The sequence below is a fragment of the Haloarcula limicola genome, assembly GCF_010119205.1.
Lineage (GTDB): Archaea > Halobacteriota > Halobacteria > Halobacteriales > Haloarculaceae > Haloarcula > Haloarcula limicola.
Genome location: NZ_WRXM01000002.1, coordinates 963,154 through 974,880 on the forward strand (window position 1 = coordinate 963,154; position 11,727 = coordinate 974,880).

The window sequence follows — 11,727 nt, forward strand, 5'->3', positions numbered from 1 at the left end:
GCGATTACGATCAGTAACCGAGGGACTCTTTCACGAGGACGAGCGTCGTCCGGCCTTCCTCGGCCTCTTGCCGGTAGATGAGCTGTTTGCCGATCATGCTGCCAGTGCCGTAGGCGTCCTCCGCGCGGGCGTCTTCGAGCGGATAGGCGACGTCCTCCAGCCGGTCGAGCGCCGCGTCCAGGTCGTCGACGATCTTGTTCGTGCCGGCGACCAGCAGGAGGTTCTCGGCCGCGAAGGGATAGGCTCCGATGCGGCTGCCGGAGGCGTCGGCGGCGACGAGTTCACCGGTCGCGGCGACGGCGTTGACGCTTCCGAGGAAGTAGTCGCTGGCCTGTGCCTCCCGGCGGGCGCGCTGGCGCTCGGCGTCGTCGTCGATGCCGTACACCTCGGCGTGGCGGTTCTCCCAGTCGTGGTCGCCTTCCATCAGATAGTCCATGAAGCCTATCTCCTCGAGCGTCGTCGAGTGGCCGTCCATCACGGACGCGCCGGCGGGGATGCGCTCTCGCAGTTCGGCGAGCGCGGCCTCGCCGTCTTCGACGACGACCACGTCGAAGCCGCGTGACTGCAGGTTCTCGATCGCCGCGTCGAGTTCCTCGTCGGTCGGGTGTTCGTCGAGCGATTCGTCGTAGGAGACGCTGTCGGCGTAGCCGTCCTTGTTCTGGGACACGATACTCCGATCGTCGGGGACCGTGAAAAGCGCTCGCGGACGCCGCTGTCACCGGGTTACACGGGTGTCACTCCGTCGAGCGCTCTCCGGCCGGCCGGCCGAACACTCATGTGCGACGGCGACTCACTCCGAGGTATCGAATGTCGCGCCGCTACGACCACGCGAAGGTCCAGGAGTACTGGCAGCACGTCTGGGAGCGAGAGGGGGTCTTCGAGTGTCCCGACCCGGCTGAGAACCCCACGTACGTCCTCGGGATGTTCCCCTACACCTCGGGGTCGTTGCACATGGGCCACATCCGGAACTACGCCATCACCGACGCCTACGCCCGATACCGCCGGATGGCGGGCGACGACGTGCTCCACCCGATGGGGTGGGACGCGTTCGGGCTGCCCGCCGAGAACGCCGCTTACGAGCGCGATACCGACCCCGAGTCGTGGACCCGCGCCTGCATCGAGCGGATGCGCGACGACCTCCGGGAGATGGGCTTCGGCTACGACTGGAGCCGCGAGATAACGACCTGCGACCCCGAGTACTACCGCTGGAACCAGTGGCTGTTCACCCGCCTGCACGAGGCGGGACTCGTCGAGTACGACGCGGCGACGGTCAACTGGTGTCCCGACTGCGAGACGGTGCTGGCCGACGCCCAGGTCGAGACGCCCGCCGATAGTGGCGACGAACGCGGTCGCACCCACGGCCACGACCACGCCGGCGGCGTCTGCTGGCGCTGTGGCACCGCCGTCACCCGGCGCGAACTGGACCAGTGGTTCTTCGCCATCACCGATTACGCCGACGAACTGTACGACGGCCTGGACGATCTGGAGGGGTGGCCGGAGGGCGTTCGGGACAGCCAGCGCAACTGGATCGGCCGGCAGGAGGGCGCGACCGTCTCCTTCGACGTCGGCGGAGCGAACGGCTCCTCGACGGCGGAGGACAGAGAGACGGTCGAGGCGTTCACGACCCGCCTCGACACCGTCTACGGCGCGACGTACCTCGCGCTCGCGCCGGGCCACGACCTCGTCAGCGAGATCGCCGACCGCGACGAGGCGGTGGCGAGATACGTCGAGTCGGTCGCCGGCACGGACGACGCCGGTCTGAGCGGTATCGAGACGGACCTCGTGGCGACGCATCCGTTCACCGGCGAGGAGATCCCGGTGTACGTCGCCGCCTACGTCTTGGACGACGTGGGCACCGGCGCGGTCATGGGCGTGCCCGCACACAACGAGCGCGACCACGCCTTCGCCGCCGAGCAGGACCTGCCGGTTCGACAGGCCGTCGAACCCGTCGACGGCAGCGAGACGGCGCTGCCCGACGAACCGTACACCGACGACGGGATGCTGACCGACAGCGGCGAGTACGACGGCCTGGCGAGTACCGCCGCTCGGGACCGACTGCTCGACGCCGATGCCGTCGCGGAAACGACGACGTATCGCCTGCGGGACTGGCTCATCTCCCGCCAGCGCTACTGGGGGACGCCGATCCCGATCGTCCACTGCGAGGAGTGCGGGCGCGTCCCGGTCCCGGACGAGGACCTGCCCGTCGAACTCCCCGAGTACGTCCAGACGACCGGAAATCCGCTGGACGCCGCCGAGGCGTGGAAACGGACCTCCTGTCCGAATTGTGGCGGCGAGGCGACCCGCGAGACGGACACGATGGACACCTTCGTCGACTCGTCGTGGTACTTCCTGCGCTATCTCTCGCCGCACTTCGAAGGCGCCCCCTTCGACCAGAAGACGGCGGACGAGTGGCTTCCCGTAGACGTCTACGTCGGCGGCGAGGAACACGCCGTCCTCCACCTGCTGTACATCCGCTTTTTCACGCGGGCGCTCGCGGACCTCGGTCTCCTGAATCGCCGGGAACCCGTCGACCGCCTCATCAACCAAGGGACGGTGCTCCACAGCGGCGAGAAGATGTCGAAATCGAAGGGCAACGCCGTTGCCCCCCACGAGTACGGCGCGGAGACCACGCGGCTGTTCGTCCTCTCGGCGGCCCACCCCGCCCAGGACTTCGAGTGGACGGTCAAGGACGTCTCGACGGCCTACGACTTCCAGCAGACGCTCTACGAGATGGTCGAGGCGTACACGGCGACGCGGAGTCGCTCGGGCCGAGCGGGCGGTGAGGAGTCCGGACCGCCGGCGGACCGAACGGAGAGCGCCCCGCACGACGCCTACCTCGAACGCGAGATCGACCGGACCATCGCCGCCGTCACCGACGAGTACGACCGCTTCCGCTTCCACCGCGTCGTCGGCGAACTCCAGCGCTTCGCCCGCTTGCTCCGCCGGTACGCGAACTACGAGCCGCCCTACCGGTTCGCCTACAGTCGCGGCCTGCGCGTGCTGACGAAGCTCGTCGCGCCCATCGCGCCGGCGCTGGCCGAGGAGCTGTGGCACCTCCTGGACGAGGACGGCCTCGTCGCCGAGGCCCCGTGGCCCGAGTCGCTCCGGGACGTCGAGTGGTATCGCATCGAGCGCGAACTCGTCCGGACGACGCTCGACGACGTGCGCGACATCACGGACGTGGTCGACATCGAGGACCCCGAGCGAATCGAGATCGTCGTCGCCGAGGACTGGAAGTACCGCGCCTACGGAATCGCTCAGGACGCCGACCCCGGCGACGCCATCGTCGGCGAGATAATGGGCGACGACGCTATCCAGCGCCACGGCGACGCCGCCGCCGACTACGCCGCCTCGCTCGCTGACAGGGGGGCCAGCCTCGCACCCGTCGTCGACGGCGAGCGCGAACTGGACGTGCTCTCACAGGCCGCGTGGCTGTTCGAGGACGAGTTCGGGGCCGACGTGAGCGTGCGGCGGGCCGACGGCGAGAGCGAACTGGCCCGGAAAGCCCGGCCCAACAAGCCGGCTATCCACATCTCCTGAGACGGACCCGAGCGCGGCCGCCCGAATTATGGCCGATGGTCGCGCCGACCGCAGCAGTCACGGTAACGCCGCCTTAGTGATAGTCACGGCCGCTTGTCAGATGGTAGCGTGCAGCAACCTCCGTCGCCGAGATCTCTGTCAGTAAATAACTACGCTTGACGGCGACGCCGTTCCACTCGGGCGACTTCGCCCCGGAGGACGCTATGACACGAGACGACTCACCGAGACACACCGACACCGACGCTCCGACCGCCGAGTCACGCGACCGAGACACCGACGCGGGTCGGCCCACTCGCCTTCCGTTCTTGCGCCGCGATTTCCTCTCCGATTCCGCGAAACTCGGTGCCGGCGCGCTCGCGCTCTCGTCTGCCGGGGGCGTCGCGGCCGCGCAGGCCGACGGACAGACAGAGGGCGGCCAAACGGAAGACGGTCAGACAGAGGGCGGACAGGTCGACCAGCCAGAGGGCCTGAGCGTCGACGTACTCGCCCCCCATGCGACTTTCACCGACGAGGTGGGGATGGCGCTCGGCGTCACCTTCGAGCAGGGCGGCGACGAAGCGGCGTTCGTTCGCGACCCGTCGACGACCGTCCTCGCTCGGGTGACGCTGGAACCGGGCGGGACGACCGGTTGGCACACACACCCGGGACCAGTCATCGCCAACCTCGTCGAAGGCGAACTCGACGTCGTCTTCTCACACACCTGCACTACCCACACCTACGCGGCCGGCGAGGCGTTCGTCGACCCCGGCGGACACGCCGAGATCGCGACGAACGCGAGCGACACTCAGCGCGCGGTCGCCTACGTACTGTTCCTCTCCGTTCCCGACGGCGAGTCGCCGACGACACACGTCGAGCCGCAGGACTGCTGACGACCGGTCTGCGTGCGCGCCCGTTTCGAAGTCGGTCACCGCGCCACAGTTCTCTGCGGCCCACGCTTTTCAGACTGGCCGAGTTATGCCCTCGTATGCGACAGCGAACGCTCGCCGTCACCGGGATGGAAGGTGCAGAGTGCGAGAACACTGTCGAGGGGGCGCTTACCGGCGTCGCCGGCGTGGAGTCGGCCGCCGCCGACCGAGAGACGGGAGAGGTCACCGTCGAATCGGACGACGACGTCGAAGACCAGTCGCTGTTCGACGCGATCACCGACGCGGGTTACGACCTCGTCGGCCGAGACGACTCGAAATAAGTCAGTCGGCGGCTGCGTGAGCCCGCTTGACGGCCGATAGCAGTTCCTCGCGGTTTCCGCCGCGGTGCAGGTGCGAGCGACAGTCGCAGTCAGAGCAGCCGAAGCCGTCGACGGCGTCGGCGTTCTCCCGCTTGGTCAGTCGGCGAGCGACGGCACACTCGATCTCGGCAGTCGTGGTGACGACGCGGTCGACGCGCGTCTCGGCCGCGCCCAGTAGGTAGTCGACGTGCCAGTGGCGGGCGTCGTTCTCGCCGCGGGCGACGGCGCGGTGGCGTTCCACGCGGCTGAACCCGCCCGCGCCCAGCGCGCTCCCCGTGTAGGCGTACCATCCCGCTGGGAGTGACAGGTCGCCGAGCGCGCCGACCGCAACGGTGCCGCCGCTCGGCCGGGCGAGCAGTAGCGTGTACGTCCCGCCGTCCATCGGGCGTTACGCGCTCATCTCGGGGTCGGCGGCCTGGTCGCCGAAGCCGTCCAGCCGGAACTCCCGCGAGTCCGTGCAGTCCTCGTTCTCGGCAGCGAGCTCGCCGACCAGCCAGTTGAACCGGCGACCGAACTCGTCGTACGGCGCTTGTTCGAAGGTGGATAGCACGTCGTCTGCAGTGAGGTCCTCGTCGTACTGTTCGGCGAAGGCCGCGACGTTCTCGGCGGCGGTCTGTGCGATATCGTCGTCGGTCTCCTCGGCGAACGCGTCGGCGAGTTCGTCGGTCAGATCGGACATACGTGAGTGCAGGCCGCGAACTCACGTAGGCGTTCTGGATGCGAAGCGCCCCGACACCCGCGGTTTCTTGTGGCCTGGCCGACAACAGTGGGGCATGCGACGCCCCGCCGAGAGCCCGACGGTGGTCACGCTCGCCCTCATCGTCGGCGTGTTCGCCCTCCAGCAACTCGCCGGGTTCGTCGGCGGCGAGCGCGCGCTGTTCGCGCTGTCGAACCCGCTGTTGAGCCGGCCGTGGACGCTCGTCACCAGCGTCTACGCCCACGCCGGCCCCTCGCATCTGCTCGCCAACGCCGCCGCCCTCGCCCTCGCTGGACTACTGCTCGAACGGCGGACGACGAACGCCCGATTCCACGGTTTCTTCGTCACCGTCGGCGCGCTCTCGGGCGCGACGCAGGTCGCGATGGCGGGGCTCGTCGGCTCGTTCGTCCCCGGTATCCCCGCGCACGTCAGCGTTCTGGGTGCCAGCGGTGCCATCTTCGGGCTCTTCGGCTACCTGCTCGCGGCCAACCGGATCACGGAGACGGTGGTCGGCGGGTTCGAACTCGGTCCCAGAGTCCAGTTGGCACTCGGCGGGGTCCTCGCCGCGACGATAACGCTGCTGACCGCCAACCCCGGTGTCGCGCTGTTGGCGCACTTCACCGGCCTCTTGCTCGGCTTCCTCGCCGGTCGCGCGCACCTGCTTCGGCCCACCGACGGCAGGCCCGCGACCGACCCGGCGCGGTTCTGAGCTACTCGACGAACACGTCGTCGTGGAGGGTCCCCGAGACCTCGTCGGCCAGCGTCCGGAGGTTGACGGTGTCCTCGCGGTTGTACGACACCAGCGTCTCCAGCGCGCCGTCCCGGCCCGATTCGTGTTCGCGCCAGAGCCTGACCGCGTCCCGACCGGAGATGTCCGGTCGGTCGCGTTCGATGCCGATGTCCTGCTCCACTTGTTTCAGGCCCCCCGAGAGACCGACCTGCTTACAGGTGTACATCAGGTCGAGATGGGGCCGGTCGAGGTCGACGTCGAAGTTCGCCTCGAGGAAGGGCACGTCGAAGCGCTTGCCGTTGAACGTCACCAGCAGGCCGGCGTCGGCGAACGCCGCTCTGAGGTTGCCGGCGGTGAGGTCGTCGCCGGCCACTAGCGTCTCCGTCTCCCCGGCCTGATGGAGGCTGACCGTCGTCACCTGATTGCGGTGCTCGTCCAGCCCGGTCGTCTCGATGTCGAAGAAACACGCCCGATCCCGGAACGTCTCGTAGAGCCGCCACCGCTCGCTGCTGGGGAACTGCCGGTCGAAGTAGCGGACGTCGCCGGCGTCGAGACGGCCGCGGCCCTCGTCGATGAACTGCTGGATGTCGTCGCCGCGCTTCCCGCCGACGACGCCCGGTTCGAACGCGTCCCAGTGGGTGACCCCCTGCTCCCAGATGGACCGTTCGGTCTTCTCGCCGACGCCGTCTACCCCGATGAAACTGTTCTCGACGCGCACGCTCTCGGGTAGTGGAGGCGGCGTACGTAAGTGCGTCGCTCACGCGCCCACCGGCCCGGTGACACCGCCGCCGCCCGTTCCAATCTCGATTTTGATTCTGCCGCCGAAACCTCGAAGCCGTCGGGGGACGCAGACCGTGGTATGACCGAGTATCTCGTCGCCACGTCGTCGGTTCACGTCACCGCGGCGGCGGCCGATTACTTGACGGACTATCTCGATCCGGACGAGGACAGCCTCGTCGTCGTCGCGGTTCGGGAACCCGGGCGTCCCGTGCGAGACGCCGACGACGCCATCAACGTCGCGCGAGCCCGGTTCGGGACGCCAGCGCCGACCGTGGAGACGCGCGAGGGCGACACCGTTCCGGAACTCCTCGCGGCCATCGAGGAACACGACCCCGACGAGATAGTCGTCGGGACAAACGGCGGGCGGGCGGCTGACCAGGGCGTCGGATCGACGGTGACCGAACTGCTTCGGCGGCTCCGTCGTCCGGTCGTCGTCGTCCCGCTCCCGAGCTTCAGCCGTCCCTGAACCGGTCGAACAGCCCCGGTTCGGGGAACGAGAGGTCGAGATCCGCGTCGAGGAGGCCCTCCGTCGCCGCGGCGACGGCCGGCGCGAGCGCCGATTCGGGGTCGAGCGCGGTCGGAATCCGGGCGTCCGGTGCGGCCGCCGGAATCGAGTAGTCGGCGTCCGAGACGGTGTGCGCACCGTCCGCGTCGGTCCGCGTGGCGACGACGGCGTCCGCCGGCGCGTCGACGTCGCGGAGTCGGCCGCGCTGTCGCGGCAGCAGGTCGGTCCCTCGCCGGGTCGCCGGGACGACGAGCGCCCGACACCGAGCGGCCGCGAGCGCCGCGACCGACTGATTGGCCGCGACCGGCGGCACGTCCAGCACGACGCGGTCGAACCGTTCGGCGGCGTCGGCGATCGCTGTCTCGAACAGGCGCGCGCTCTCGGGTGCCTTCGCCCGGGCGAGGCGCTCGAACGGTGCGTGGGCCGGACAGAGCGCGACGCGGCCCGGCGCGTCGATGTCCCAGTCGTACAGCGCCTCGGAGAGCGCGGCGTCGCCGGTCGCGACGGCGGTCACGTCGGCGTCGATGCGTCCCTCGACGAACGTCGCCAGCCCCTGCGTGGCGAAGGCGGCGTCGAATACAGCTACGGACCGGTCCGCCCGTGCGAGCGTCGCCGCCACCTCTACTGCGGTTCTGGTCGTTCCGGCACCGCCGGTCACCCCCACGAGCGCGAGCGTCGAACTCCCCATAGCCTACGTGGCTCACGTGATGGAATAAAAACCTCCCGACTGGTGACGGCCGAGCGAACTCGAACGACACAAACGCTTATCTCCCCGTATAGCGTCAGAAAATACCCAGAAGGTAGCCAAAATGAAACGAAGTGGGGGCGAAAGCAAGTGGAGTCGGCGGGGATTTCTCCGAGCGGCGGGAGTGACCGCCGTCGTCGGGTCGCTGGCGGGGTGTAGCGGGCTCACGGAGCAGGAGTTCGTCGCCGACGCCGTCGTGTTACCGGCCGATGCGCAATCTCGACTCGGGATGAGCGCCGTCGTCGAACAGCCACAGCGGAGCGAGATCGAGCGCACCGTCGGCGGACAGGACGTCAAAGCGACGGTCGAGAGTTTCGTCTCGGTGTACGCACGGGACGGGAGCGACGGAACGCAGGGGGCGGACGGCCCGGACGGTGACGAGTCGTTCCTCTCCGGATTCGTCGGTAGCGGCGAGGGAAGCGACGTCTTCGCCGGGCCGTCGACGGCGTTCGACGTAGCGGGCGGGACAGCCCCGTTCCTCGACGGCGACGACCCGGTCGACCCGCGCGGAATCGTCCTGTTCGCGTCTGGAGCGGCCCTGCGCGCCGGGCGCTCGATCGACCCCGGGAACGTCCTCGCGGTGGCGCACCGCTCGGCGTTCGAGGGAGCGGAGTCGTTCGTCGCCGGTGAAGCCGGCGCGCTGTTTCCGGACGGACACTTCTTCCCCGATACGAGATTCTTCCCCGAGAAACCGGCGTGGCTCCCCGACGAACCGCGGTGGGAATCGCCCGGCGACGCCGCCGTCGCGTTCTTCGCCGGCGGCGACGCCGACGTGACGCTCCCCGACGGACAGCGGTTCGAGGCCGGGGCGGAACTCGACGCCGAGTTCGTCGCCGCGCCGGCCGACGCGTTCTTCGACCCCGGCGTCTCGGTCACCGATCCCGACCGCATGGCGAAGGCGTTCGGCTTCGACCCGTCTGAACTGGTCGTCACCGACCCCGACCGGATGGCCCGCGACGCCGGCCTCGTCGTGTTTTCCGACGGGGAGCGCGGCGTCCCGTTCGCGTACTTCCCCGGATCGGAGTGGTTCCCGGACTCCACGTTCTTCCCAGACGGGTACTTCGCGGGCGACCGGCAGGTGCTGGCCGCGCCGCTCGGCGAGCTGTTCCCGGACGATTTCTTCTTCCCGGACGGCTACTTCTTCCCCGACGACTACGTCACGCCGAAGAGTCTCGCGCTGTTCTTCCCGTCGAAACCGCTCGACGAGGTCCCGGAGCCCTTCGCCGCCGTCGAATCCGGTGCCGAGATCGCGCCGTCCGAGACGCTCCTATTCGCGCCCGCGGCGTTCCCAGACGGCTACTTCTTCCCCGATTCGACCTTCTTCCCGGACGGCTATTTCTTCCCGGATACGATATTCTTCCCGGACTCGTCGTTCTTCCCGGACACCATCTTCGCCGAGGCGAGCGGCGACGTCGCGGCGGTGGCGAGTTCGAAACCGTCGGAAGCGTTCCCCGATACGATATTCTTCCCGGACAGTTCGTTCGCTCCGACGGCGGTGCTTCACTTCCCCGGCCGGTTCGGGTTCTCGACTGACACCTTCGCCGAGGGCGGCGGGCCGGTGGCCTACCGCGCGCAGTCGGGATCGATGGCCGACGTGAACGGGGGCGAACTCGGCGGTGCCCTCAGCGTCGGCGTGCTCAGCACGCCCGCCGCCAGCGTCGCCGGGCAGTCGCTCAACCCACTCGCCCGGCTGGGGCTCTCGGACCTGCTCACGAACCCGGGAGCCGAGTCGTTCCTCGGCTCCGCCGGCGTCGGGAGCGGCGACGTGAACTGGGAACGCGGCCCGACGCGACTGGCGACGGGCGAGACGACGGTCCTCGGCGAAGCGACCGCGCTGGAGACGTACGCGGGCGTCCTCGGCGGCGCGGAGCCGAGCGTCGTCTACCTCCACCTCGCTCGCGTCGAGAACGGCAAGAGCGTCGTCGTCGCGGCGGGCGTCCACGGCGGTCCCGTGGCCGATACCGGGCGGCCGTTCGTCGGCGCGGACGGCTACCTCAGCCGGTCCGAACTGGACGAGCACCGCGCGGACGTGGCCGCCGTCGACGAGGCGCTGGTCGTCCGCTGACGGGGCCGATCAGGCCCCGTCTTCGATGGCCGCCGCGATGTCGTCGAGTTCGTCCTCGGAGAGGTCCGGTCGACTCCCGAACAGCGAGTGGATCGGACGGCCGCCGTCCCCGGCGAAGCGCGGGACGATGTGGCCGTGGACGTGCGGTACCTCCTGACCGGCCTCCTCGCCGTTGTTGAACGCGACCGTGCTGCCGTCGGCGTCGACGGCCGCCTCGACGGCCGGCGTGAGTTCGTGCAGCGCCGCGAACACGTCGCTCCCGATGTCGCTCGGCAACTCACCGAGCGTCTCGTGGTGGGATTTCGGGATGACGAGCGTGTGGCCCCGAGCCAGCGGGTTGGCGTCGAGGAAGGCCAGTACGGTGTCGTCCTCGTAGACGGTGCGGCTGGGGATGTCGCCGGCGACTATCTGACAGAAGATGCAGTCGGACATGTTCGGCGGTGGGTCCGGCGACCGTATGAAGGTTCCCCCGGTGCGGTCGCTACTCGACCGCCCGCGCGACGGCGGCCGCCAGCTCGGCCGCGTACTCGTCGTAGTCGTAGCCCAACCGGGACAGCCAGACCTCCTGATAGCTGGGGTGCAACAGCGGGACGACCGGGACGCCGAGCGCCTCGCTCTCCCGAACCGCGAGCACGCTGTCGACGAACCTGTCGAGGCTATCGCCGTCGAGGGCGAGGAGAGTCGCGGTCGCGTGTTTGCCGGTCGGAACGACGGCCTTCGGAGCCACCGCCTCGACTTCCTCGACGAGGTACGGTCGGCAGTTCGCCAGTTCCTCGTCGGTCGGGTCGCGGTTCTCCGGCGGGTGGCATTTCACCGCGTTCGTGTAGTAACAGTCCCCGTGACCGAACCCGGCGTCGGCGAGCAGGGTGCGGACTTTCCGCCCGGAGCGCCGGGAAGTGTAGGCCATCCCCGTGAGATTCCCGCCCTGCCACGTCTCGGCCTCGGGGTCGCCCTCGGCGGGCGCTTCGCCGACCACGACCACGTCGGCGTCGAGCGGGCCGTTCCCCCACGAGATGCACTCGCGGGCCTCGGCGAGGGCGGGACAGCGCTGACAGTCGGCGGCCTGTCGGTTGCGCTCGTGGGGGTCGGGGAACTCGGGCACACGCAGACGGTGGGCTCGCGGGAGAAAAGAGTTGCCGGCTCTCCGCGTTTCGTCGGTCGATCGAGAGGGGGTGTCCCACAACGCATTTGTTCCGCCCGACTGATCCCTCAGCGGTATGCCCTCCAGTTACGAGTTCCGAACTCTCGAGGTCGACAGCAGCGTGATGGTGGCCGGATTCGGCGGGGACGTCCGCCCGCCCGTCGAGCGACTGAACGAACTCGGTGCCGAGGGGTGGGACGTCGCCGCCCCCATCACCGACAAGACCGGCGAGACGGTCAGCCTCCTGTTGCGACGCGAGGCGTAGCACGCACAATCGATTGTCCTTTAGTGTCGGCGGC

General features: G+C 69.2%; 14 protein-coding genes. 7 read left to right on the forward strand and 7 right to left on the reverse strand.

What is annotated here, in order from left to right; genetic code table 11:
- Window positions 1-10: 10 nt before the first annotated feature.
- Window positions 11-667: a lactate utilization protein gene (locus GO488_RS14290; RefSeq protein WP_162318490.1), complete on the reverse strand. Its 657-nt coding sequence runs from the start codon at window positions 665-667 to the stop codon at window positions 11-13.
- Window positions 668-807: 140 nt separating this feature from the next.
- Here GO488_RS14290 and leuS point away from each other — a divergent pair, with 140 nt between their 5' ends.
- From leuS to GO488_RS14305, 3 genes are all read left to right on the forward strand, one after another.
- Window positions 808-3,540, forward strand: a complete 2,733-nt coding sequence (gene leuS, locus GO488_RS14295) for a leucine--tRNA ligase (RefSeq protein WP_162318491.1) — start codon at window positions 808-810, stop codon at window positions 3,538-3,540.
- Window positions 3,541-3,743: 203 nt separating this feature from the next.
- Window positions 3,744-4,409 (forward strand): cupin domain-containing protein, encoded by a 666-nt coding sequence (locus GO488_RS14300; protein WP_162318492.1) that lies wholly within the window; start codon window positions 3,744-3,746, stop codon window positions 4,407-4,409.
- 95 nt (window positions 4,410-4,504) lie between these two features.
- Window positions 4,505-4,726 (forward strand): heavy-metal-associated domain-containing protein, encoded by a 222-nt coding sequence (locus GO488_RS14305; protein WP_162318493.1) that lies wholly within the window; start codon window positions 4,505-4,507, stop codon window positions 4,724-4,726.
- A 1-nt stretch (window position 4,727) separates the two neighbouring features.
- On the opposite strand, the gene GO488_RS14310 is transcribed toward GO488_RS14305, so the two are convergent.
- Together GO488_RS14310 and GO488_RS14315 are read right to left on the reverse strand one after the other, a co-directional pair.
- Window positions 4,728-5,147: a GIY-YIG nuclease family protein gene (locus tag GO488_RS14310; protein WP_162318494.1), complete on the reverse strand. Its 420-nt coding sequence runs from the start codon at window positions 5,145-5,147 to the stop codon at window positions 4,728-4,730.
- A 6-nt stretch (window positions 5,148-5,153) separates the two neighbouring features.
- On the reverse strand, window positions 5,154-5,444 hold the full coding sequence (locus GO488_RS14315; RefSeq protein WP_162318495.1) for a hypothetical protein: 291 nt from the start codon (window positions 5,442-5,444) through the stop codon (window positions 5,154-5,156).
- Between the two features lie 94 nt (window positions 5,445-5,538).
- Here GO488_RS14315 and GO488_RS14320 point away from each other — a divergent pair, with 94 nt between their 5' ends.
- On the forward strand, window positions 5,539-6,171 hold the full coding sequence (locus GO488_RS14320; protein WP_164509648.1) for a rhomboid family intramembrane serine protease: 633 nt from the start codon (window positions 5,539-5,541) through the stop codon (window positions 6,169-6,171).
- 1 nt (window position 6,172) lies between these two features.
- Here the strand turns inward: GO488_RS14320 and GO488_RS14325 are convergent, their stop codons facing one another.
- On the reverse strand, window positions 6,173-6,910 hold the full coding sequence (locus GO488_RS14325) for a ribonuclease H-like domain-containing protein (RefSeq protein ID WP_162318496.1): 738 nt from the start codon (window positions 6,908-6,910) through the stop codon (window positions 6,173-6,175).
- Between the two features lie 141 nt (window positions 6,911-7,051).
- Here GO488_RS14325 and GO488_RS14330 point away from each other — a divergent pair, with 141 nt between their 5' ends.
- On the forward strand, window positions 7,052-7,438 hold the full coding sequence (locus GO488_RS14330; RefSeq protein ID WP_162318497.1) for a universal stress protein: 387 nt from the start codon (window positions 7,052-7,054) through the stop codon (window positions 7,436-7,438).
- Here the strand turns inward: GO488_RS14330 and GO488_RS14335 are convergent.
- A complete protein-coding gene (locus tag GO488_RS14335; RefSeq protein ID WP_162318498.1) occupies window positions 7,425-8,165 on the reverse strand; it encodes a ParA family protein in 741 nt (246 codons plus the stop codon). The genes GO488_RS14330 and GO488_RS14335 overlap by 14 nt on opposite strands.
- A 181-nt stretch (window positions 8,166-8,346) precedes the next feature.
- On the opposite strand from GO488_RS14335, the gene GO488_RS14340 reads away from it, so the two are divergent.
- A complete protein-coding gene (locus GO488_RS14340; RefSeq protein ID WP_162318499.1) occupies window positions 8,347-10,287 on the forward strand; it encodes a DUF6517 family protein in 1,941 nt (646 codons plus the stop codon).
- Window positions 10,288-10,296: 9 nt separating this feature from the next.
- On the opposite strand, the gene GO488_RS14345 is transcribed toward GO488_RS14340, so the two are convergent.
- Window positions 10,297-10,719 carry an HIT family protein gene (locus tag GO488_RS14345; RefSeq protein ID WP_162318500.1) on the reverse strand — a complete coding sequence of 141 codons (423 nt, stop codon included), beginning with the start codon at window positions 10,717-10,719 and terminating at the stop codon, window positions 10,297-10,299.
- A gap of 49 nt (window positions 10,720-10,768) precedes the next feature.
- Window positions 10,769-11,389, reverse strand: coding sequence for a uracil-DNA glycosylase (locus tag GO488_RS14350; RefSeq protein ID WP_162318501.1), 621 nt, complete (start codon window positions 11,387-11,389; stop codon window positions 10,769-10,771).
- 115 nt (window positions 11,390-11,504) lie between these two features.
- On the opposite strand from GO488_RS14350, the gene GO488_RS14355 reads away from it, so the two are divergent.
- Window positions 11,505-11,693 carry a DUF4177 domain-containing protein gene (locus GO488_RS14355; RefSeq protein ID WP_162318502.1) on the forward strand — a complete coding sequence of 63 codons (189 nt, stop codon included), beginning with the start codon at window positions 11,505-11,507 and terminating at the stop codon, window positions 11,691-11,693.
- The last annotated feature ends 34 nt before the right edge of the window (window positions 11,694-11,727 follow it).